The organism is Pseudomonas sp. Irchel 3A5, assembly GCF_900187575.1.
GTDB lineage: Bacteria > Pseudomonadota > Gammaproteobacteria > Pseudomonadales > Pseudomonadaceae > Aquipseudomonas > Aquipseudomonas folii.
On the sequence record NZ_FYDU01000020.1, the window covers coordinates 55,132 to 78,612 of the forward strand.

Annotated in this window: 21 protein-coding genes; 5 read left to right on the forward strand and 16 right to left on the reverse strand. The window is 52.8% G+C overall.

Annotated features, from left to right (window positions below; translation table 11 throughout):
- The first annotated feature begins 16 nt into the window (after positions 1–16).
- Positions 17–382, forward strand: coding sequence for a DUF3742 family protein (locus CKW31_RS26575; protein ID WP_095101665.1), 366 nt, complete (start codon positions 17–19; stop codon positions 380–382).
- 34 nt (positions 383–416) lie between these two features.
- On the opposite strand, the gene CKW31_RS26580 is transcribed toward CKW31_RS26575, so the two are convergent.
- The 6 genes from CKW31_RS26580 to CKW31_RS26605 form a co-directional block, all read right to left on the reverse strand.
- On the reverse strand, positions 417–1,925 hold the full coding sequence (locus CKW31_RS26580) for a conjugal transfer protein TraG N-terminal domain-containing protein (RefSeq protein WP_095101667.1): 1,509 nt from the start codon (positions 1,923–1,925) through the stop codon (positions 417–419).
- A complete protein-coding gene (locus tag CKW31_RS26585; RefSeq protein WP_095101669.1) occupies positions 1,922–2,272 on the reverse strand; it encodes a hypothetical protein in 351 nt (116 codons plus the stop codon). Before CKW31_RS26585 ends, CKW31_RS26580 begins: the two co-directional genes overlap by 4 nt.
- Before the next feature lie 9 nt (positions 2,273–2,281).
- Positions 2,282–3,679: an integrating conjugative element protein gene (locus CKW31_RS26590; protein WP_371856817.1), complete on the reverse strand. Its 1,398-nt coding sequence runs from the start codon at positions 3,677–3,679 to the stop codon at positions 2,282–2,284.
- Positions 3,680–3,691: 12 nt separating this feature from the next.
- Positions 3,692–4,633, reverse strand: coding sequence for a TIGR03756 family integrating conjugative element protein (locus CKW31_RS26595; protein WP_095101673.1), 942 nt, complete (start codon positions 4,631–4,633; stop codon positions 3,692–3,694).
- Complete coding sequence (locus tag CKW31_RS26600; protein ID WP_095101675.1) at positions 4,630–5,031, reverse strand: TIGR03757 family integrating conjugative element protein; 402 nt, start codon at positions 5,029–5,031, stop codon at positions 4,630–4,632. The genes CKW31_RS26595 and CKW31_RS26600 overlap by 4 nt, the downstream gene beginning before the upstream one ends.
- A 567-nt stretch (positions 5,032–5,598) precedes the next feature.
- On the reverse strand, positions 5,599–7,125 hold the full coding sequence (locus CKW31_RS26605) for a DUF6531 domain-containing protein (RefSeq protein WP_256582739.1): 1,527 nt from the start codon (positions 7,123–7,125) through the stop codon (positions 5,599–5,601).
- Positions 7,126–7,742: 617 nt separating this feature from the next.
- Here CKW31_RS26605 and CKW31_RS26610 point away from each other — a divergent pair.
- From CKW31_RS26610 to CKW31_RS26620, 4 genes are all read left to right on the forward strand, one after another.
- Positions 7,743–10,514, forward strand: a complete 2,772-nt coding sequence (locus CKW31_RS26610; protein WP_256582745.1) for an RHS repeat-associated core domain-containing protein — start codon at positions 7,743–7,745, stop codon at positions 10,512–10,514.
- Positions 10,504–10,986, forward strand: a complete 483-nt coding sequence (locus CKW31_RS26615; RefSeq protein WP_095101677.1) for a hypothetical protein — start codon at positions 10,504–10,506, stop codon at positions 10,984–10,986. Before CKW31_RS26610 ends, CKW31_RS26615 begins: the two co-directional genes overlap by 11 nt.
- 138 nt (positions 10,987–11,124) lie before the next feature.
- The gene (locus tag CKW31_RS30170; RefSeq protein WP_256582741.1) at positions 11,125–11,250 is read left to right on the forward strand and encodes a hypothetical protein; all 126 of its coding nucleotides are present in this window, start codon (positions 11,125–11,127) and stop codon (positions 11,248–11,250) included.
- A gap of 113 nt (positions 11,251–11,363) precedes the next feature.
- Positions 11,364–12,968: a DUF6531 domain-containing protein gene (locus CKW31_RS26620; protein ID WP_095101679.1), complete on the forward strand. Its 1,605-nt coding sequence runs from the start codon at positions 11,364–11,366 to the stop codon at positions 12,966–12,968.
- A gap of 405 nt (positions 12,969–13,373) precedes the next feature.
- Here CKW31_RS26620 and CKW31_RS30175 read toward each other — a convergent pair whose 3' ends face one another.
- The 10 genes from CKW31_RS30175 to CKW31_RS26670 all read right to left on the reverse strand — a co-directional run bounded on the left by CKW31_RS30175 (position 13,374) and on the right by CKW31_RS26670 (position 22,967).
- Positions 13,374–14,897 (reverse strand): RHS repeat domain-containing protein, encoded by a 1,524-nt coding sequence (locus CKW31_RS30175; protein ID WP_256582742.1) that lies wholly within the window; start codon positions 14,895–14,897, stop codon positions 13,374–13,376.
- 496 nt (positions 14,898–15,393) lie between these two features.
- Positions 15,394–18,183: a conjugative transfer ATPase gene (locus tag CKW31_RS26630; protein ID WP_095101681.1), complete on the reverse strand. Its 2,790-nt coding sequence runs from the start codon at positions 18,181–18,183 to the stop codon at positions 15,394–15,396.
- Positions 18,183–18,599 carry a TIGR03751 family conjugal transfer lipoprotein gene (locus tag CKW31_RS26635; protein WP_095101683.1) on the reverse strand — a complete coding sequence of 139 codons (417 nt, stop codon included), beginning with the start codon at positions 18,597–18,599 and terminating at the stop codon, positions 18,183–18,185. Before CKW31_RS26635 ends, CKW31_RS26630 begins: the two co-directional genes overlap by 1 nt.
- Complete coding sequence (locus CKW31_RS26640) at positions 18,580–20,067, reverse strand: TIGR03752 family integrating conjugative element protein (protein WP_095101685.1); 1,488 nt, start codon at positions 20,065–20,067, stop codon at positions 18,580–18,582. The genes CKW31_RS26635 and CKW31_RS26640 overlap by 20 nt, the downstream gene beginning before the upstream one ends.
- Entirely contained in the window at positions 20,057–20,917 is an 861-nt protein-coding gene (locus CKW31_RS26645) for a TIGR03749 family integrating conjugative element protein (protein WP_095101687.1), read from the reverse strand. Before CKW31_RS26645 ends, CKW31_RS26640 begins: the two co-directional genes overlap by 11 nt.
- The gene (locus CKW31_RS26650; RefSeq protein WP_095101689.1) at positions 20,914–21,600 is read right to left on the reverse strand and encodes a PFL_4703 family integrating conjugative element protein; all 687 of its coding nucleotides are present in this window, start codon (positions 21,598–21,600) and stop codon (positions 20,914–20,916) included. The genes CKW31_RS26645 and CKW31_RS26650 overlap by 4 nt, the downstream gene beginning before the upstream one ends.
- On the reverse strand, positions 21,597–21,998 hold the full coding sequence (locus CKW31_RS26655; protein ID WP_095101764.1) for a TIGR03750 family conjugal transfer protein: 402 nt from the start codon (positions 21,996–21,998) through the stop codon (positions 21,597–21,599). Before CKW31_RS26655 ends, CKW31_RS26650 begins: the two co-directional genes overlap by 4 nt.
- 17 nt (positions 21,999–22,015) lie before the next feature.
- Complete coding sequence (locus CKW31_RS26660; RefSeq protein ID WP_095101691.1) at positions 22,016–22,363, reverse strand: TIGR03745 family integrating conjugative element membrane protein; 348 nt, start codon at positions 22,361–22,363, stop codon at positions 22,016–22,018.
- A 35-nt stretch (positions 22,364–22,398) separates the two neighbouring features.
- Positions 22,399–22,638, reverse strand: coding sequence for a TIGR03758 family integrating conjugative element protein (locus tag CKW31_RS26665; RefSeq protein WP_095101693.1), 240 nt, complete (start codon positions 22,636–22,638; stop codon positions 22,399–22,401).
- Entirely contained in the window at positions 22,635–22,967 is a 333-nt protein-coding gene (locus CKW31_RS26670; RefSeq protein ID WP_095101695.1) for an RAQPRD family integrative conjugative element protein, read from the reverse strand. Before CKW31_RS26670 ends, CKW31_RS26665 begins: the two co-directional genes overlap by 4 nt.
- Positions 22,968–23,481: the final 514 nt, after the last annotated feature.

Below are 23,481 nucleotides of genomic sequence, written 5' to 3' on the forward strand. Positions count from 1 at the left end.
GGAGAGGAGAGCGCCTATGGACAGGATGACTACCAAACCCGGCTTTGCGTTCCGCGCAGGTCAGTTAATGGGGACGGCACTGCGTCGGTACTCGGTAATCGAGAGGCGTCTGATTATTCGGTGTGTCGGCTGGGGCATGCATCCCGGACTGTGCCGCTGGGCTCTTCGTATTCTGAAGCTTGGTCTGATTACGCTCGCTCTGTATGTATCGTTCTGGATTGCTGCAGTTTTCTTTGGGCTGTGGGTTTTTCGGGGTATGGCTGAGCTGGGTTTGGTTCCAAAAGGGACGGCTCCTGATGAAGGCTGGGATTATGGCCACTCCGGTTTCGGGTACTACATCAACGGATACAGAGTTGATTCAGGTAATGATGAGGATGACTGAGGTAAGTGGCTCATGAGCCACTTACCTTTAGGGATTATTTTTTCAGTTTAGATGTGACGATATTCGCGCCTTCCCCTCCAGCCGCTTGACTTCCTTTTGTGCCGCCAACGAGGCCGTCAAGCGCCTTGCCTGTGCTAATTCCTGCATATCCGAGCGCTGTCATCCAGAGCATTGGCAGCACGATAAACATCGCCGCCATCACATAATTCAACAACATATCCGCCTGCGTATTGTTCATCCCCAACAGCGGATTCAGCGTCCCATGCGGCGAATCTCCGCCGTACATTGCATCCAGAATCGTCGTATCCAGCCATCGTGCGAGCTGAAACCAGAAGTCCACGAAGATCATCGAGAACTGGACGATGGACAGGGTCATGGCTGACTTGAAATCGAACGTCCCAAACGTAATCACAAGCGGTATGCAGATGATCAGGGTCATCTTCATAAACGCCATCACCATCGGCAACGCCTGTCGAACCACGTCCATCGCTGGGAAGTAGGCCATCGATCCAACACCCAATCCCACTGCGCCCGTAACACGACTTGCATCGTTGAACATCGAGCCGCCAATCTGACCGCCGTAGTCGGAGTAGACCTGCCCTTGAGTCATACGCTGTGCTCTGGGCGATGCGATCTCGCGAATGAGCGCGTCGCTCACTTCTTGAGGCGACATGAAGCTCGCCCAACTGATGAATCGCTCCGTCAGCGTAGGGTTCACCTGGCTCAGCAAGCGGTCTCTCAGACCTTTGTCTGCATCGCTCCACCATTGATTGCACATGGGGAAACCGCCGCCGTTCTTGACCTTCGGCATGGCAGCATCCCGGACCGGGTCCCATGGCCACTCCTGCCTCGGCGATCGGGAGTAGTAGTTGTCGTAATAGCCTGGTTGATTGCTGAAGTAGCTTGAACCTATCCAGTTCACGTCGTTCATGAGCTTGTCATCGAGCTTCGGACGCTTCATGAACAGCTTGGCTCGGGAGTAGGCGTAACAGTCGTTGGTGAAGTCGGCGACTTCCTGAGCGAGCAGGGGATCGTGGATTCGGGTTGTGCTGATCTCCATGCGCATCTGGCGTAGATCTGACCCACAAGGTATAGATGCGACAGCCGCGTTGGTAATCGCTTTCGAAATCCCATGCACAAAGAACCACCATGCCGGGATCTTTGCGCTCTGGTCGTTCAACGTAGTGAAGGACTTGCCCCAGCGAGTGTCCTGAGGTTGCGCAACCTGGTATTGGCATTGCTGAGATCGGCTTTCGTCAAACTTCAGGGTGGCTAGGTCGACGTTAATGAGTGGCAGGCCAGCGAACATGATCACAACGGTGGCCACCCACACGCGGTTTTCGATACGTATAACCGACAGCGCGCCTTTGTTGCCTTCGTCAGCACCCTCGCCACGCGCCTTGATCCACTCCTGAACGATGATTGCGGCAAACGCCAGGGCGTAGACCCCGGAGTCCATCAGCACTTCCCAAATCCCGTTACCGACCAGCCAGCCCACCAGTGTCAGGTAGTACTCCAGATAGTCGTTGGTATAGAGCGTCATGCTGCACCCCAGAGTCCGTGGGCATTCGCACGGGTGATCTCGAAGAGGATGCAGGTCATCGCGGCAGCGAATTCGGCGCGCCGGATTCGTCGTCTCATTTGAGGTGCGGGATTCAGCACGCGTGGACGCACCGATAGCCATGCCCAGACGAGCAGGGCGTACACGGCGAGTCGCCACGCCAATAGGTATTCGTAGGACTCAGCGCGCCAGGCTCGCCAATTTTCCAAACTACCCAGAATGTAAATGCCGTATAGGTTGATGAGTGTGGCGACGGTGATGAGCATCATCAGTAGGCCGATCACGCGCCAGTACTTAAATCTGAATACTCGGTTGCTTTTGAAATCCATGTCGTGCTCCTACAGGTTGTCCTGACTGGTAGGTTGTTGGGCGTCGTCCAGGCGGTTCATCTCTGTGTCGCCTTGGTAGATCGAGCGCGAGTTCTCTTTGCGCTCTTTGTGGCGCGCGATGATCGCCATCGGCGAATTGCTGGCCAGGGTTCTTCGCAGTTCCAGCTCGGTCTTGAGGTTGTCGATTTCGAGCTTCAAGTTCTGGCTTTCGCTGTTGATAGCGCCAGTGGCCACGTCGTTGGCGGAGACGTTGGGCTCTTTGTTGCCAGCGAGGAGGGTGCGCTGCAGCAGCAAGGCTTTCTCCAACACGCTGGACACTGCGATCTCAGACGCCAGACGTTGAGCCAGCAGCTCTTGATCCGGTTCATCACGTAGCGCTGTGACAACACCCCGGGAGATGGGCAGGGAGTTGCTACTTGCAGCGGCCAGGTTTTCCGGCGTGGTCTCTTTGCTGCCGGTGATCAGCTCTTGCAGGGCCTGCAGCTTGACGTCGTACTCCACCTGGATCAGCGGAGTAAGTCCGACGCCTGCGGTGGTGGTGGACTTGGTGCAGTCTTCACATGTTTGCTGTTGCACCTCGCCGAGTACACGATTGGCAAACTGCGCGGCCTCTTCGGGAGACTTCCAGGTGCCACACGTCATGCCGCTGTTGCAGGTGCTCTGACTGATCGCCGAGTCATCCGTAGCGCCGCGGCCGTTGAGCAGGTTGTAACCCGCTTTTGTGACCTCGCTGATGACCTTGATAGGTTGCTGATTTTTGCCACCCGCTTTGGTGCCGCCAACCCAGGGCACGCCGCTGTTACCTTTGGAGGCTTCAGCCGTCTTGGTTGCTGCCACCGCATCGCCGTTCTGGGCAACGGCCTCTTTCATGGCCTGACCTTGGGCGAGGGTGTTCCAGCCGGTCTGATTACCCGCAATGTCAGCCATCTTTGCTGCCATCGCTGCGCAGCTAGCCTTGGAGCGATCGAAGTCGACGCGTGCTTGGAGGATCCCGTTGGTCAGCAGGTTGTACAGCCCAGGGTCTGCTCGCTGAATGATCAGCGCGGGCAACGAAGCTACGGCACCTGTCGCGCCCTGAATCACGCTGCTCATGATGTTCTGAAAGCCATCCGTGGCACCGCTCAGTTGGTTCTGCAATGTCGTCGACAGGTCCATGTTTCCGCACATCAAATTGCTGTTCCAGCCGACCCCGACACCAATGCTTTGCATATTGCCGGCTCGACCCATCGACACCGCGCTGCCGCCACCAATGCTGTAAAGCACGTCGTCCCCAATGACGCTGCCGGAGCTTCCAGCATTAATCGGATCTGCTTGCACTGTTCTTGCCGTCAAGAGCGCAATCGTTATTACTAGGAAGCGAATTACAGTCAGAGACTCAGAAGAAAACCGAACCATATAGGGCCTCATGTGCTTGGATTTTTAGTAAGCGCCAGTGCTGCCGAGGAAGGTCTGACCTTCGCGTTTGCAGCAGCTGTAGGGGCGCCATAAGGCCCAGGCATAACCGCCATCCTGGGATTGCATCGCTGGCGACTGATCGGGAAATACACCGCAGGTTGGGCTAACAACCGGTGCTAGCTGCTGCCATTTGCCAGTTCGGATCTCACCCTCACGCAACTCGCCTGCAGGCCAGTAACCTGGCTGCACCTGAGCAAGCAACGGCTGGTAGACATGAACCTGCCCAGAGCGGGTAACGACATCCCCGGCGCGCTGCGCCATAACCGCTGCCGCTTTGTAGTCATCCGGCTGATGCAGAAACCCGCTGCGCGGATAGACGCTGCCCCACAAATTCGCTGCAGTACGATTGCCAATCTCACGCACGCCAGGCGTCAGCGCCTGCGGAAACACACTCTCAGGAACGCCATAACGCCATGCGATGGTGTCCAGGGTGCTGAGCATGTTCGGTACATAGGACGTGCCAGCACCTGCGCACGTGTAACCCGATCCACTGGCGAAACTGTTGAAAGCCAAGAGCCCGGGATGGCCGATCACATCAACATTCTTGAATGCCGCCAGATTGTTCTCGTGCACATTGTTGGTCGTACCGCTACCGCCACCCTGAGCGGCTGAAGTAGGTGAGCTCATGGCTGCGACTTCTACCCATGGGTTCTGGCCGGTGTTGCCGTAGCTGGAGACCACAGCATCCGGGACGTAGTGACCTACCTTGGGAGAAGTCTTTACCTCACAGCCGAAGGTGGTGCAGTACAGCCAATAGCAGACACCGACGACTCTGTAGTCCATGCACGCAGGGGACTTCACTGACGGCACGATGGTCGCGGTGTTCAGCGCGAATGCTGGGCTTGAGGCCAACAGGAGGGCGGAAAGGTGCCGCCGTGCCAATGGCTGTAGGGCAAGAAGAGTCATGGCTCTTTCCTCCGGTACTCGTCAATGCGATCCAATGCGCGCTGGACGTTGGTTTCGCCGTAGACCACGTATTTGCGATCGACTACCACGGCTGGGACTTTGGTGATGCCCATGCTCCAGGCGTCGGTGACGTTTTGGTGGGCTTGGGTTATTTGGGCAGCTAGGTCTGGAGTGATTCGCTGGGTGGCAATATCCTGGGCTGCTGCTGGGTTTGCGGGGAGGGCACTGGATAGATCGGCCTCGAGCATTGCATGAAGATTGAGGTTGATTGTGCGGATGTTTTTGGTTGCGGCGAGTGGGCTTTGGTTGGTGGTGATCAGGATGGCTTCACCATTGGCCGCTGTGCTGGCCAGAATGATAATGAGGCATGCGGTGAGTGCATGGCGTCGAGGTGACATGAGCTGTGTCCGGATTTGTGATCGGGATACAGTCAACTACATGATGCTGGGGGACGCTGCCGTAAAACTGATTTTAGGTTCAGTGTGTTTTAGGGACTTGTTTGGAGATTTAGAGATTCCTGATTCTAGGCATTCTGGTGATTTATAGCGGTTGTGAAGCTCTATAATCGACGACTCGATGTACTCAATATCGGTGATTTCGCATTTCCATGCACCATGACCTACCTGCGGATCTAAGAAATTCCCCTGCTCGACCAAGATTCGACCCACTCCTGCTAGGTGAGCATGCTTGGCTGCCACGCAATATGGAGCGATTCTCTCGCCACCAAATTTGTAGGAAAAACCACACGAATGGCGTGCGGCAGTGAATTCATTCTCATGCGCAGGAACTAGGCTGTATAACTATAGGGGCGAAGAATAATGCCGTTTCGTTAGGACATTATTTCTATCTGTTGCACTTCGCCCCGGCACAACTGGGCAAGCCTTTTTGTTTTGAGGAGCCTGTGGAAGCGCCCCTGTCGTCCAGACGCCTACTGTCGTGCTACGAACAGGGAGTTACTGTCCGTGTCAGTGTGCGGTAGTCTCACGACTTAACTCTCTACCTTCATCGTCGTATCGGTAGTAAATAGTGCTATTAGGGCCTACGGTTCTAATAGGAAGTGAACGAGAAGCGTCCCAGTCTGTAGTAAAAGTTCGAGCAATACCGGTCCCAGTTGCTTCTGTTCTCTGAGTTTCCATGCCGCGCTCATTATAGGTATAAGTTGTGATGACTCCTTTAGCATCTGTTTTTGTAAGGATTTGACCTCGATCATTATAGGTATAGCTGGAGTTGCTTGCTGCGCAGTTCGGTGAAGGTTCTCCTTTGATTGATGAGATACGTATCAGATTTCCGACAAGCACATAGCTGATTAAGGCCTGCTTACCGAGTTCGTTTGTAACGATGCTTGAGCCGTCTGCATTGTAACTTACTTGGGTGCGACCGGCACCATTACTATGTTGACTACTGATGCCGCGATTTTGGTTGTCATACTCCCATGTAGCGAATCGAATACCACGCTCATCCGTGATTCCGGTCAATAGATGCTCGCGCCCGGGAAGTTCATAATGATATTTTCTAACCATGGGGGCTGAATTTTGGACTGATTTTGTTTTAGATATCAGGTAATGACGAATATCATAGTCGTATTTTATGTTTAGGCCATCGGAGTTCAGGGTCTTAGGCTGATGAAAGGGGTCTTCTAGAAGTGTAGCATTTTGATTGCTGCTGTTTTGAATTTTTAGTCTGCGATCGACGCCAAGTTTTTCATAGGTTATCTTCTGCTCCAGTCCAGCCGGATTTACTTTTTTTTCTAGTGTGCCAGCTGAAGAGAATATCATTCTACTTCCTGAAGGGCTGGAATATGTCCAGATACCTCCATTTAAATCAATAGTTCCATTGTCGGCGTTGGATTTAAAAGAGTTTCCTACAGGTGCAAATAGTGCTTGACGTCCGTCTGAGTGTTCGAGAACCACCACGCCTTCGCCAAAAAAAATAGAGTCAGAATAGCTATGCCTCCACCTACCATCAGTACTATTATAAAAGCGTGATATCACTATCGGATCTATTTTTCCTAGCTCAAAGTCAACCTCCTCTTCATACTTATTTCCAGTTGATGCGTTTATTGGATTTCCAACAAAAGACGACGGGTTTGAGCAGAATAATGTTGTATCCTGTCGGCCTTTTTGCTCCGGAGAAGAGCATGCTCCAGTACTTCGGTCCAACACGCTTCCGTTTTCACAAGAAATAGTGACCCAATATACTTGACCAAATGTATAGGCAGGAGCAGATGCGTATTTGTTTCCGCAGTGATAGGTTCTGACTGGGTCTGAACCCTCAATGGCGTAACGGCTCAGCGATGGGTCATAGTAAGTGACCATTTCTTTCCAATGGTATTCAGAGTAGAGATATTCACACCACTCCACTTCACTCATCACTAAATTAGGAATTCCATAGTATTTCCAGTATGAGAAATCAACCGCGTTTGCTTTCAATATTGCTCCCAGCGATACACTACAGACAACCGCTTGAAGCAGTGGTGACGAAAAAGCACGCATGGCTAGTCCTCTGGTTCAAAATTTAATCTGAATAATTTTAGGGTTTTACCAGAAAATATATTGTGATGCTAGCCTTCCTATATGCCTTGATTGTAAACGGTATGTCTGATTGGGATTGGGTGCGCGTGAGCACAACATCCAGACCTGTTGGTGTGGCCCAGCTTTGAACTCATTGATTTTGTGGTTCTCGGAGCTTAAGGGTGTAAAAGCTCCCTCAGAGTTTTTTGTGATTGCCAAAGAGAACAAATCCCTCAAACACGTTTTACGTCTGTGATGCGGGGCGATTGAAGGTCTGCGACTCGCCGCTACGCAGCGTTTAAGGATTTGGAAAATATTCAAGGTTAAGGTATCCAGGAACCAAAATTTCAAATTTTGTGGCTGTGCGTATCAGAGCTGGGTTACATTTTGAGCTCACCGAGGGCGAGGCAAGCGGTAATGCTCAGCCCTAGAATGTCACAACCGAAAGGGACCCTTCCCGGTTCCTCCCAACAAAAGTTATAGAATCTACACGAATCACCGCATTTACCTACGACGACCGAGGCAGGGAAACCGGCCGGCAAGTCACTCCACGATGACATGACTTGTCCGACTGGACGCTTTTAATTAGAAGGATTTATATGGCCGCTCATGCCTTTCATAAAGTAGTTACTGGTGTTGCCTGCCTTTGGCTGGCAACCGTCGTTAATGCAGGAACGGTTAGCCGTACCTATACGGCACTTGGACAGGTTGCCAGTGTCGACGGCGAGCGTACCGACGTTGATGACACCACCCGCTATCAATATGACAATCAGGGCAACCTCACGACTGTCATCGACGCACTGGGACATGTCTATTCGCTGGGCGAATTTGATAGTTACGGCAATCCGCAGCGAGTTACCGACCCGAACGGCGTTGTGACTACGCTCAGCTACACCCCCCAGGGTTGGCTAGCCAGCCGAACTGTCGACGCATCGACGACTCAATATGCTTATAACGAAGTGGGTGATCTGCTCCAGATCACTGCGGCTGATGGCAACTGGGTCAAGTACAGTTATGACGATGCCCGTCGTCTGGTGGGAGTTCGCAATCGGCTTGGGGAAAGTATCAACTACACTTTGGACCCCATGGGTAATCGCACCGCTGAGCGCACGAAAGATACCAGCGGAGAGGTGGTTCGGCTTCAGCGCCGAGCGTTCGACGAATTAGGTCGCCTAATCAAGTTGATCGGTGCTAGCGAGCAAATTCAGCGTTATGGTTATGATCTGAACGATAACCGGACCAGTGATACCACCGCACGTAGCTATAAGACACAGCGAGCTTTTGACTCACTCAATCGAGTCAGCAAAATCGTAGATCCTTTGAGCGGTGCCACTGCATTAGGCTATAACCCTGACGATAAAGTTACGAAAGTGGTAGATCCGCGAGGGGTCACTACGACGTACACCTACGATGGGCTGGGAAACCGGATCACCAGTAAAAGCCCGGACGGTGGCACAAGCACCTTTGCCTATGATGAGGCCAACAACCTTATTCGCAGCACTGATGCCCGCGGCGTGGTCACGCAATACAGCTACGACGCGCTCAATCGCCTGACCAGCAAGAGCTATCCCGCAGCTCCAGCGCTTAATATCAAGTTTCTATACGACCAAACTGCCGAGGGAAATTTAGGTATTGGTCATCTGACTGGTATACAGGACACTGCCGGGGTGCTGACGTATACCTATGATACAAAAGGAAATCTGGTCAAACAGCACCGCTCTGTAGGCGTCAACAGCGGTGACTACTACGAGACTGTAAACTATGCCTACGACGCCGCCAGCAATCTGGTGCAATTGAAGTACCCATCAAGCATCGGCTTGACCTATCTGCGCAATAGCGCCGCTCAGGTGACAGGTGTCAGGCTGGCCATTGGTAGCAAGACTGTCACGTTGGCGAGTAATATTTCCTATCAACCGTTCGGCCCGGTTAAATCCTTGACTTGGGGGAATGGCGTCTTGTTATCTCGGACCTATGACCAGGATTATCGACTGACGCAGCAACAGGTCGGGAACTGGCAAACGACTTATCGCTACGATGCTGATAGCAACGTAGCAGAGTTAGCAACCAATCTATGGGGAGCGGTACAGTACGAATACGATGGGCTGGGCCGCCTGACCCGTGAGCAGACTAACAGCATCAGGAAGGTGTATGGCTTTGACGCAACAGGCAATCGGACTCAGCGGACTACCAGTAATCTGAGTACCAGTGATGCCGATGAAGTTCAGACGCTAGCCTATGCTGATGCCAGCAATCGACTTACCAGCGTTAACGGTACTGCACTGCCTATTGATGTTGCGGGTAACCATACTCAAATTGATGGACGACGCTTTGTCTATGACAACCAAGGTCGGTTGAGTGAGGTTTACCAAGCAAACATCTACAAAATTGCCGACTACAAATATAACGCGCTGGGTCAGAGGATCATCAAGCGCACTTATGAGATGGGTAGCGAGGTCCAGGTTGGAACAACAAGTTATCTGTACGACCTGAGCGGGAAACTGATCGGGCAGACTTTTTATGACGAGCAAGGTCAGAAAATCAGCGGTCAATACTGGTTCTGGCTGGATAGCATGCCTTTAGCGCAGCTCACGGCCAACTTTTCCTCACTGGGCGAAGTGAGCAGCAGCAAACTTGTATTTCTGCATGCGGATCATCTCAACTCGCCCCGGTTGGCGACAGACAGCTCCCAAAATCTGCTATGGCGCTGGAATAGTGATGCTTACGGACTGGGGGCACCTGAAGAGGATGTTGATGGGGATGGGAAGGCCACCACCGTCCCGCTCAGGTTTCCAGGGCAAATCTACGATGCACAGACGCAACTGAGCTATAACTACTACCGGGATTACAATCCGAAAATAGGTCGTTACGCACAGAGTGACCCCATTGGATTGAATGGTGGGCTCAATTCTTACACTTATGTTGGGAGCAACCCACTTTCATACATCGATCCCCGTGGTTTGGATACAGTTAGCATTGGCGGGTCAATTGCTTTTCCTGGGTTTTTCCATTGGTTCCTTCCTTCTGATGCTCCGCCATCGGGCGCAGGGTGCGGAATTGCGCTGTCTTATCCTGGATTTTTAGGCGGAGACTGGGACATTGGAGTATTCACGTCTGTTCAAGCCGGAGGAGAAACATATGGTTTTGGTAGGGGGTCGCTTGATGTTGGTTATCACAATGGCTCTGTCAGTGATCTAGCTGGAGAGGGAGCGCAAGTTGGAGCTCACCTTGGAAGGTTTGGTGCAGATGTGGAGTTCGATGATGCTAGCAATGTTTCTGGGGTCAATGTTCATATCGGGCCTGGCTTCAATTTCGGTGGGACCGGATCTTTAAATGGTGTCTACTCTTTGAAAGGCGGGCTTCGTGGGAAATAATAGATTTCTTTGGGTGATTGCGAGACTGTGCGCTGAGGAAACACTGCAAATCTCGCATCACCTGCGCCCAGATGATATTGTTTCTAGGCTTTCACATACCTTCAAGTTGAAGCCAGCTAGATACGGAGTGATGAGGTTTTATAAAAATTCGATTTTTCCTAAATCTCATTATCTTGAAATGAAGGTGGTTGACGGTGCTATCTTTTGTCGGTTGCGAGTAAGTTTTTTAGACCGCCTACTGGTGGCGCTATTCCTGCTTGTTGAAATCCTTTTCTTTATCTTGGGTTGTGGAATTTCTGTATCTTCATTTATGTCAGTTGGCCCGGAGTATCTTAGCTTCGAGAAGGGTATTATTTTTATGGCTGCAGCTGTTGGGTTAAATATCATTACTTATTCGATTTATAGAATGTCGAGGTGGCTTTCGGGGCTGTCCAATGCTAGAGAACTGTTGCGTAGTTTCGATCTTTGTTGAGTGTTGATCTTAATGCGGAAGAGTTTCTGTGCGACTATGCGACTATAGGACCCATCCGACTGGCCAAGACCCGCATGTCACCTATACAGACCCTAACGGGAAACAATGGGATAACTACGGAAATGGTTGGACTCCCCAATGGCTACTGAATGTAAAGTTGTGGAAAGTGTATTGAATTCTGAGCTTTCTAGCAGTTGGCTTGGTTATTTTAAAGACATTATATTTGATGCTGTTGAAGTCGGCGTGATTTACCGCTCTGATTGACTAGAACAAACAGAAGCTAACACGGAGGGCGGTGAAACCGTCCTTGGCGTTGGCCGCATTAGAGGGATGCTCCATTCGGCAACACGCGCAATATTTGAATTTAAGGATGAAGGATGATTTTCGAAAGGTTTTTTAAATCGTTTCAAAAGTTGAGATCAAACTGCATCGTTCTTTTTTGGTCAGCGATTTCCCGTTATTTCAGTAAATCGATTATTTTTTTTATTTCTACGATAGCATTGCCAGTTCACGCTGAGGCCCCGTATTTTTGGGCCTCACAGAAGCCCCCTCCTGAATATCCCAAATACTACACAGCCGATGCTGGATGTCAGGACTACGAAATAATGAAGAGCGGGTTGTATTACTATACTCTTCAGTATTTTTATTTTGATGCTGGCTATTGGCGGCCTGGTGCACTAGCTCAAGCGGACTGCAATTTCTTTAGGTTGGAAGATAACGCTCGGGTTGCTTATCTTCCTCTTGGTTACAGTCATGGCGATTGCCCAGCAGGCCAGACTCTGAATGCGCGATCTGGCGAATGCGAGGTCCCAGATAAAGAGTCAAGACAAAAGAGTTTAGGCAAGCAGGATTCAAAATTGACCTGTAGCAGTCCTTTGCTGTTTGTCGCGGACCCAATTAATTTGAGTAATGGTAACAGCTTTCAAACTGAAGTTGATTTTGTGATTGGTGCTAGCACGTCATCGTTGTCCTTTGTACGGTATTACAATAGTTTTAGTGGCCTTTGGAGTAGCAACTATAGCTTCGCGTTATGGTTCACCAACGGCACTGTCACGCTCAATCATGCTGAGGGTCGTCAGTCCCAGTTTGAACGCAACGGCAGTGTGGTGGTTTCGAGTCCTACTGAACTAGGGAGTCTCATAAAGCGAGGCGACAATTGGATTTATACTTCCTCAAATCAGGATGTGATGACTTTTAACGACATGGGGCAATTAATTGTCCTGCAGGAACGTGGACAGTCCGCTAAAAGCCTAAGCTACAATGATGGTAAAGTTTCGGTGGTTGATGCTCGCGGTCATAAACTCGTATTTACTCAGGATGCAAAGTTTCAACCCCTTTCTCTTGATGCTGATGGGATCTCAATTACTTACACTTACAGTGCCACAGGCCATTTGGCCGCGCTGCGAAAGATGAAAGGTGGTGTGGTAAAAAGTCGTCAGTATCTTTATGAGTTAAAAGGTAAGCCTGGCTTGCTCACCGGAATTATCGATGAGCGTGGCGTCCGCTATGTTTCTTGGGGATACGATGACCAAGGTCGAGCAAATTCTAATGAGCTTGCTAATGGAGTTGAAAGAACTGTCCTCCGATACGGTGATGATGGATCCACACGGGTGACAAATTCTTTAGGGAAGAATACTGTGTACCGATATCAGGTTATTGATGGAGTTAAACGCATTGTAGCCATTGAAGGCGAGCCTTCTCCTAACTGTCCCGCTAGTAACTCCGCTTACACCTATAACGAGCGTGGTCAAGTTGTGACTAGAACTGACGCTAAGGGCTTGATCACCACTTATAGCTATAACGAGCGGGGACTGGAAGTCAGTCGTATTGAAGGAAACGGTACTTCTATGGCTCGCACGTTCACAACGGAATGGGATACAACCCTATTTTTGCCGTTGCGCGTTCAAGAGCCTACGCGCGTCACTACATATAGCTACGATAGCCAAGGGCGCGAGATAAGTCGGCAGATTACTTCTAAGTAGGCGGTTTAACGAGAGCGGAGCAGGCTGTATTTTTCAGCGTTCGTCTGTATCCGCTCATCGATCCCCTCATTTCTAGCCATCAGCTCTCTGAGCCTAGTATGCTATCTGCGTGGGCCCTCTACATTTGCAGTGCAACCAGCTTCATGGCGAGGTACAAGTCAGTCCGGTATGCTGGCTCTCGTCTTTCGCAATCAGAGACGCAAAACCTTTGGGCTGGTTCATGATCTACGGACGTTGTTGCTAGGCCTTCAGCCACTTTTTGAAGTAAGTTGAATAGCAACTGTCCGTTCTCTTTTGCCGCTGATGTGTCCGGCTGATAATGCTAAAGATGAAAGTATCGTGAAAATTGCCAACGAAATACCGATAAAAATTTTGCGAAAGGCACGAGCGACCATATAAATCCTTCTAATTAAAAGCGTCCAGTCGGACAAGGCATGTCATCGTGGAGTGACTTGCCGGCCGGTTCCCCTGCCTTGGTCGTCGTAGGTAAATACGGTGATTCGTGTAGGTTCTATAATCTTCGTAGGGAGGAGCCGGGAAGGGCCCCCATTCGGTGATGACAGTCTGAGCCTGGGCAGTGCCGCTTGCCTCGGTACGATTGGTTTCCAAGCCCCGATCGTTGTAGGTATAGGCGGTAATGTAGCCTCTTGCATCCGTTTTGGTAAGCACTTGCCCGCGCTCGTTGTAGGTGTAGCTAGAATTACTGGCTGGACAGTTTGGTGAAGGCTCGCCGATAATTTCGACAAGTCGCATTACCCCGGAAATAGTTTTATACCGATAAATTGTGTTTTTACCAAGCTCATTTGTTACAATTCTGGAATCGTCGTCCTTATAAACTATTTTAGTTATGCCGGTGTTGTTAGCGCGCTGACTTGAAATTGCCCTACCTGCTCGATCATAGGCCCAAGTGGCAAACCGAACTCCTCGCTCGTCCGTAATTCCTGTTAGCGAAGTAGGAAAGTAATCATTTTCATAGTGATATCTTCTGATGGAGCTCACACGACCAGAACTAACCTTGCGCTCAGATAAATTTTGGTTCGCGTCATATAGGAAAACAATATTATGTGTAGGGGTTTTTATTGACTGCAACTTATGCCTAGCGCTTTCCACCAACACTACAGATTCACCGTAACTATTAGTTATGGTTATTTCTTGGCCTGCGAACAGCCGTTTACGCAGCAACTTATATGTGATGCCCTTCAAATCATTAACTTGGGTCAGTTCGCCCGAGGCGGAAAAAATCAAATCTTTTTGATCGATGCCGTTGTAATGCCATGAATCACCTACCTTTCTCAGGACTCCGATATCAGTGTTCGAAGTAAACCCGACAGCGCTTGGCGAGAACAAGTGCTCATTACCGTCCGGCATTACCATCACTGCTGACCGATCTGAAAAATAAAGACGTGTCGAAAAATTATGCCTCCAGAGGCCGTCATAACTATTGTAGAAGCGAGAAATCTTCATAGTGCTTGATTCAAAATCAGTTTCATTCTGAATTTTATTGCCGTAGGTGAAGTTAATGGGGTTCCCCGCCAAAGTCGATGGGCTAGAGCAACTTGAAAAGTGGTCGTCATGCCCAATTAGAGATTTATTTGTACAATGATTGAACCCCAAGTCGGGTATTTGACCGCTAGGACAGTCTAGTGTCTTCAAAAACACCCAGCCGACTTGGGGCTGATAGTTAGAATTTTGGCCGCACGCATATGTGGTCGGAGATTCATACCCATTATTTTCCGGCTTATATAAGGATAAGTTTGACTGCAATTCATACAAGGCCTCGCAGAATCGCTCAGGCTGTTCAAAAGAAGTGTAGAGAAAATGACCACTTTTCCAAGCTGTAAATACATCAGCGCGTGCAGGAAAAATAAGTGCAATCTGAGCAATAAAAACCACCAAAAAAAACTGAAAATTAGTATTTATCTTATACACGGTGTTCTCGATATGCATGCATTAGCAGTTATAGAAATAATGCTTCATAGATGTTCACAGGCCCTGCTCAAGAGGTCCGGCTTGCCTCAAGTCCCTAGCTTAAAAAATGCTGACGGGGGTTCAAAATGTGATCATCAAGAGGATTTTGGACGCCGTCAAATGGATTTTTCAACGGCCTGGTCGCATCTGAGGACTGGCGGCCGTCAAGCATTGCCTTCGAAGTGTGGGAGCCTGACGACTCGAAGCGATTTTGAAGGGTTGCCGTTTACCCGAGTAGGTGGCTCAAGATCCGGCACGAACATCAGCTATTGACACGGCTACGAGATCGAACCAAGCCATCACGCTTTAGGCCAGACAGTACTTTGACGCAGGTCCGGACATCAAGTTCTTCTAGGAAAAACAATGTCATTCAAGTCAGTTTGCAGTTGACTTGATCACGGAGGGCGTCCGCGCGGCTTGGCTAGAGTCACACGCAGCAATGCCTTGATACTGAAGTCTAAGCCCCAATCCCTCGCCTCCCATCAATCCGCCGCGCAATCTCCATCGCCGCATCCAGCTCACTAACGCCCATCTCCCCCATAACCTTAAACCGCTCAGCCTTCTCCTCCGGCTCAGTCATGGCCATCGCCAAATACAAACTCGGCGGCACAGCCCGAAACAGTACCTCCGTCGACTTCGACAAAATCACCCCCTCGGTAAATTTCCCCGATTCCTTCCTTGCCGAAAGCATCAGCTTTTTCTGCGCATCGTTCAACTCGCGAAACCGTGAGATCTTCGCGACTTCGTCTGGGGGCATGTTGAGGCAGATCCACCACTCGATCATGTTGAGCATTGGCTCTGCAGCTTTGGGCAGGTCGTCGATGTTTTGGGTGGCGAGCCAGAACCAGGCGCCTAGCTTTCGCCACATCTTTGTGATCTTGACCACGTAGGGCGAGAGCAGCGGGTTTTTGGTGATGATGTGGCCTTCATCGGTAACGTTGATGATCGGCCGGCCGAGCATCTGGTCACGTTCAGCGATGTTGTTGACGGTGTTGATCAGCGAGATGTAAGCGATCGATAGCTGGGCGTTGTAGCCTTCGCGGGCGTAGGTCGCCAGGTCGACGATGGTGATGTCCACTTCGGGCCATGGGCTGCCGTTGCTGTTGAACAGGTCGCCGTCGGCGCCCTGGCAGAACATGTCCATGGCGTCGGCCATTTCCAGCAGGCGTGCTCGGCGGGCGTCCGGTAGGGCTTTGTCTTGGCCGGCGCGACGCAGCGAATCGCGGACGTCCTGGGTTAATACGGTACGTTTCGCTTCGACGCAGACCCGGGCTGCATCGATGATGCATTGCCGAATCAGGCTGCGGTCGGCGCGGGTCAGGCGTGCCTCTTCTTTGTCTTCGCCGCCGGTGATCATCAAGCGTGCAGTGATCTCCAGTTCGCCGAGCACGTCGCGTTCGTCTTCGTCTTCGTCGTCAATTTCCTGCTCGTCGAGCTCGTCGGCGTCCAGGGTTTTTACGCGAGCCGGCGTATTGATGAGTCGATGGGCATCGGCGAAGGGAGCAAGGCTGACGCCGGAGCCGGGAGCCAACTTGATGCGGTTGACGGTCAGTCCCAGGCGCTTCGCGAAGTCAGCGAATAATCCAAAACTGTTACCCGCTTCGGCGATGAACAGGCGAGGGCGGTATATCGCTGTCACTTGGTTGAGGATGTTGTTCAGCGTGGCTGACTTGCCTGCGCCAGTCGGACCAAACAGGAACAGATGGGCGTTCATCTGCCGATCGAGGCGGTTGAGCGGATCAACTGTGATGGGCCCACCACCACGGTTAAAGAATGTGATGCCCGGGTTGCCGGTGCCTTGGCTGCGTCCCCACACGGGGGCCAGGTTAGCCACGTGCTGGGCGAACATCAGTTGCGTGTACCAGTCGGCGTTTTTCATGCCCGGGTTGAACACGCAAGGCAACAAGCGAAGGTAGCTGTTCAGCGGTGCGACTTCGTGCTCGTCGCGCACCGGTTGCAAGCCTGCATTGAGCATGACGTTGTTCAACTGCAGGGTGCGGCTGTCGAGCTGGGCGAGATCCTCGCCGCGCAAGTAGAACGCGACGCTTGAACGGTAGAGCTTGTGCGAACTGCCGATCAGCGAGCGCGCTTCCTGCACATCATGGCGGGTCTGCTCCGAGTCGACGGTGTCGCCGACCGACTTCTTGGCCAGCAAGTTAAGGTGGGCTTCAAGCATGTCCTGTGGCGTGATCAACAAGGTGATGCAAAGCACCGTGTCTTCGGGCATCTGGTCGAAGAGGGCATTGATGGCATCACCGCCTTTGTTGGTTTCGCCGGTCAAGTGACCGGTCATGGGCGGCGAGCGCAGGCGATCCAGCGTTACCACCCGGTGGGGCATTTGGTCGAAGCACCACACGCCATTTTCAACATCCGATACGGGCTGCTCTAAGAACAGGCGCTGAGCGAAGTCGGTGCCGCTGGCCAGCTCCAGCTCATCAGGTTCGATAGTGGCTGGGTATGCCGTCGTTTCGTAGAAGCGCTTACGGTCCTCAGCGGTGGGTCCCAGCATTCGAGGATGAGGGTTAAACCATCGCAACAGCCAGTCATGGATCTGGGCTCCATCCATGCGAAAGCATTTCACGCCGACGTTGCCCAAGCCTCCGAGAAGCCGATCGCAGATCGTATTGAGGGCGTGCTCAGCAGTTTGCCCGCGTCTGCCTGGCTGTCCCTTGCTGCGTCGATAGACGACCAGCCGAACCCGTCGGGTCTGGCCGCGCCATGGCAGGCGAGTGACGGTATTGTCTTCGAACAATCCTCCCGGCTTTGAGATCGCTTGCAGATGTTGTTCGAACATATCCAGGTAGTAATCAGTGAACACCGAGCCTTGTGCTCGCGGCTGGACGTAGTTGCGTAGCCGTTTGAGGTACAGATCCCAGTCGGTTTCATCCTGAGCGTAGAGTTGCACAACCCACGGTTGGTCCTCCAGTTCATCGAAGCTGTCCTGCAGCGCATTCTCCAGTGCGTCACGCACTCCTCGAAGCCAGTCAGGCTCTCGGCCTTCGGTGCCAATCTGCGTCAGCTCAAAGAATGCCGCCACAGACTCACCGTCATCCAACAGCATGCACTGGGACTCTGGGAGGTATTCGACCCATGGTAAAAGATCGACAAAGCTTGGCTCTGATTCGTAAAGTTTCTGTTCGTCAGCCGCGGTGGCTTTACCTGCTTTGTTGCCTGGCTCAGGAATGCCCTGTGCTTTGAGTTTGGCGACGTGCTGCTCCCACGCATCAGGCTGTTCATCACACCCCATCAATAATCCTCCGTTCGTTCGCCGGGCATGGCGTATTGAACACGCTGATACAGCGGGAATACGGTGCTGTACCCGGGAATGGGCGCAGGGTCAGTTCCAGCTAAATGCGGGAAGACGTACATCACCAGATCAGGGTTGGGCAGCCGCTTGAATTGGCTGTAGATCTCATTCTGCGCAGTGCGCGTGTAGCTGGTGTGAGCGGTGTCGCCATCACTCAACGACCGGCGCAGTTGAAGCCTGGCATCCATGAGTTGTCGGCTAGCTGAGCTACCACCGCTTTCCCCTGATGACTGGTTCCAGAGATCGAGCATGTTCTGCGGACCATGGGGCATGAGTTTGTCCTTGTCGGTCGTACAACCTGAGAGCAGCGCCAAAGCAAGCAGCCCTGATAAAGCTTTAGTCCAGTGCAGACGCATGCGCACCTCCGGAGGGGTATTTCACCTTGCGGCCATCGGGTTCATAGTCAATTTCAAGTTGGCGATCGAGATGCACCGCGACTTGCGCGCCGGGCTGTACGTAAATTGCAGCGAAGGCTTGGCCGTAGAGTTTGTTCACCCAGTCACCAATGTCCTTGACCCCACCAGAGAGGATGCTGCTAAGCGCGGAGCTGCCTGCACCGCCCATGGTGCCCACGGTGGTGCCGTTGCTACTGATCACCGTGCCGGTGTTGGCCTGGTCGGCCTCCAGCAACTTCGCAACGCCCGCGCCCGCTGCTGTGACCAGGCTTTTGCTGCCGATGTATTGCTCGGCATTGGAGCGACGTAGACCGGAAATACACGGGATGCCGTTCGGGTCACTGATCCAGCCAATCCCTCCTTGGATTTTGTCCATCTGCCCGCTGGACTGGCCGCCGTTGTTTTGCTTCGTGGTCAACGGCTGCGGTTGTGGCACGGTGCGCACGCGACCGTCATTGAAAACAAAGGTCATGCTGGTGACTTGCCCACGCACACAGGACAGGGTCCAGTCGCCAGCAGCCGTGCCGCTGATGACGGCACCGGCAACGTCTGGCAGATCAATGCCATTGGCGGTCAGGTTGTCCGGGCCGATCAGGATCTTGAAGGGGAAGGGGTCGTTGACTGTTCCATCCACGGGCACTCGACCGATCAGCGCAGTCATGGCTAAAGAGCCCATCAACGTGGAGTTCTCGGGCAGCGTGTAGACAGGACGCGGCGGGGGCTTATCGTCATCGGTTTTGATGTTCCGCCCGACGGCACCTGATTTGGCTTTGAGCTCACGCTGGCCCATGTTGATCTGGTCGGCAAATGCATTCGGGAAGTTGAATCCAGTCGCTGGTTTGCTAGTGCCTGCCCCGATAGGTTTACCTTGGGCATCTAGAGCAGTCCCGTCCTGGGGATCGATCCAGATCAGGTTGTCCTCACCGCCCTTGAAACCGTCGCCGTCACCTGGCTGCAATCCCAGACCCACCGGTAGGTCGCTGTTGTTGGGGACAAGGCCGCGTGTATTGAATTGCTCCTTCAAGTCGCTCAACAGGTTTCGCGTGGTCTGTTTTTCCTGATCGAATTGAGTGCGATCACTGCGTAGCTGTTCGATCTCGCCGTTCAGCGCGCTGCGGATACGTTGATCGACATCCGATTCGCGTGAGCGAAGACGATCGTTTTCATCCCTCTGCGTTTTGTTCTCCGAGAGCAGGGTTTGCAGTTCTTCACGCATGGCTTTGGTCTGGCCAACAAGCGTGGCCACCGTGTCCATTGGTGTATCCCCGTGAATGCCCAGACGCTTCAATTCTTCTGGCGAAAGCTGGCCAACTGTCGAGGCTGATTCGGCGTTCGGAGATTTGTCGCTGGAGCAGGACCTGACCATAAATAACAACAGCAGGAGCAGTGCCGGTAGCACCAGCCACTTGATCAACCCGTTACTTTTCATACGCTGTCTCCCTCGCGTTTGGGAGATTGCTGGATGCATCTATCCGGCTTTGGTTGGGCAGGATCGATTGCGCCAGCCCATGTCCACGAGTGACCAGGTACAGCACCGTGGTGTCCTCTGCTTTGCCATGTTTGCCCAGGTGCTGATGCTGGAACGTGGCCGCTACGAAATCGCCTTGGAGTTCTCGAGGGTCGAGCTGCAGATTTGCGCTGGACTGGTTTCGCAGTTGCACCGCTGTAACCCAGAAGTCCTCAAGTTGCCAGGCACCCAAGGCTGTGGCGCTGACCGGAAGAGCTGGCAGTAATCCTTCAAGGCTTAACGCACGGTTGACGCGCACCTGGCTGACTCCATGCAGCGGTTCAACAGTGCGAAGTGGCGAATACAGGCTTTGCGCGGCGTAGCGGGTCAGTACGACTGGAATCGGTGTTTGTCGAGGTTTGGCAGGGAGCTCTGCAGCAATATCCGAAGATGGTTTCTCAGCGTTTTCTGACTCAGCCCTGACGATCCTGACTGGCTCCAGTTCTGAGACGCCGCTCGTGTCAGTTGCCGCGATGTCGATCAGGATCAACTCACCGGTGGTGACGTTCTGCAGTTGCAGGCGTGTTGGTTCGATCACCTCATTCGCTCGCAGATACAACGTTCCGCCGGTGCTCTGAATGCGTAGCTTGTCCTTCAGTGATCGAGGAATGCCGACGCGCACGTTCTGGTCGACGAAGATGATGCGCTCCTGACCCACGTGCAGCGGAACAGCCAGCGGCAACCGCTGCCATTTCAGGATTTCCACGGCCAGGGCCGATGAGGCCATTCCAGTCAGTGTCAGTAAGAGCAATGATGTAAGCGCGAGCTTCATTGCACGACTCCTTGCCCGGGTACATCCAGGCTTGTGTCAGGTGATTGAGTGGCGGCAGAGGAAGAGAGGCGTTGTGGTTTGCCGCTGTAGCAGTTGAGTAACAAACCGAAAGGATTGCGCTCCGGATCGGTGTCCATTCGAATCACGTGCAGCGGATACCTGACCAGAGCACGCTTGACCTTCTCGGAGCCGTAATACTCGTCTGCGGTGAGGTCCAGATTGACGATCCATGCATCATTGCCGAGTGTCTTCACCCGCAACGTAGGGTTTTCGCTGTAACCTCGCTCGGGGATCTCGTACACACCGCGGGTTCGCTTGCGTAACTCGCCGCCGGCACGACGCTCTTCGAACTCGGCTTCGAGCTGGATCTTGCAGCCAGGCGTTAAAAATGGCGCGAGCTGACGCAGGTTGCGCGGGTAGTCCTCTTCACCGTTGGTAGGCCAACGGTTCAACTGCTGGAAGATGTAAAAGCCGAAGGTGTAGACCGTCTCCGGAGGAACCTCCCACCACTTGCGAGTACTCCCGGAACGCAGATCAGGTGGGACATGAACAGTCATGTCCCGAGGTGCAGACCACCAACCCAACCCCATCAGTACCGCGACCACAAAGAACAGCCCAACGCCGATGCGCAGTGTCATTACGTGAGCCTCCAGACGTGAGACTTCGTTTTTAAAGCGGCTCATCGGCGCTGGCTCCGGCGAGTCGACCAGACACCGCTACGTGTCAGCAGATCTGTACCACCGGCCCATGCTTTCCAGACCGGCCAGCGGGTACTTATCTGCCAGTGCATCTCGCGATAGAGCCAGGTCTGAGGTTTGCCACGTTTGAGCCTGCGCAGGAATTTCCCGCCAAAGAAGATTCCGGCAGCAACTGCAGCGACCATTGTCGTGGGCGTCATGGCGATGCTCTTGGTCACGATCGACAGAGCAATGCCAATCACCAGGCCTACAAGAGCCGATAAACCCACTGACAACCAAAGCTCATCTGCAGTCATTCCCAGCACGATCACCGGTTGCCGATTAAGCCGGTTTGGCAGGAAGCGCAGCGTGCCATCTGGTAACTGCTCAGGCGTAGTGGTCATGACCATGCTCCCCTCGCTTAGAGAATGGCGGCGGCTTTGGTCAGCAGCCAGATGGCCAACACCAGGAGCAGAGCACCAACAGTGCAGGTGAGCCCGAACTGGCCCCAGGTCTTCTTCCCACTTTGCACTTCGGCAAACGTTCCGTAAGCGTGGTAAGCCACACCACAGAAGCACGTAGCCGAGATGAGCAGCCCGATCAAACCTGCCCCGTCGAAGGCGTAGTTCTGCATCGTCTGGATGATGTTCGTCCCTTCGCCTCGGCTCGGCGCTTCCATCTCAGGTAACGCTGCATGAGCAAGCGATGACATCAGAGCAGTTGCCCATAACCAGGCATGTATGAGTTTTTGAGTTAAGTGATTGCGCATGTGATTGCCTCCCTGGGCATGGTTGTGAATCTGAATCAGTGCAAAAGCAGATAGCCGAGCAGCAGGTAGAGCATCGTGATCTTCAGCGCCAACGTGCCGAACTGTTCGTTGCTGAGTTTTCCCTTGCTCCAGCCGCGATACCCACTGCCGAGCGCCCACGCCGAAAACACAAGGATCAGCGTCAGCGCGAACCCGACAAACAACGTCATCGTGTCCTGCGTGGTAAAGCCACCTCCGGCTTGAAAGGCATTGGCTTGCTCGGGCGTCATGCTCATGGCTTGTCGGTCGCCTCGCGCAGGTAGTGCCCTGTCAACTCAGGTGGATGACGTGGCTGTGCGCGGGTGGGGGATTGGTAGGCTTTGATGCCTTGGCGGATTAGCTCGATTTCTGCGCTGAGTCGCGGGTAGTCGAAGGTGTAGCGGCTGCCATCCTCGACTGGGAGTGACTCGCTGGAGCGGGTGATGCGGTCGATGGTGTTTAGTTGGCGGAGGATTAGGCTTAGGTTGGTTTGTTCGGATATTGGGGAGTTGGCTTGGGTATTTGAGAAGCAGAAGAGCAGGGCCAGCATTAGAGGGGCTAGGTGATGGGATATCGAGGTTGGCATTGGGGACTGTCCTGGCTGTAGCGGTTAGGACGAGCTTGCCAAATGCCTTGTGGTCCATGCAGCCGAAAAACAGAAAATCGTGTGTGGTGTTAACTCTGAAGAGGGCTAGTTTCGGCGATATAAGCTGCGGGTGAGGTATTCTGGTGCTTAAGGGAGTGTGCCAAAAAGACTCCTCTATGAAACAAAGCAATGCGGGAGCCCTACGCATATTCCCCGTCCGTCTCATGAGCTCTGTGAGTAAAAGCACAGAGCTGTACTGTAGGCGGACTACCTTTGTGAATGAGTGTCTTGGTTCCTGAGTTAGGACGCAGCAATTGCATCTGTTGGCGATACTCATTGGCTGCCTGACGCGCCCGGTTTGTTCTGGTTACGATGCATAGAGTGATGAGCGCAAACAGTCCGGCTTGCGCCTTGGACTTGCTTGCCAAGCGCCAGCACGGCCTGGGGGTTTTGCCTAGATAAGGAACGGCGCTTATGCTCTCGGCGTTGGTCGGATTGATCAGCCCCCGGCAAT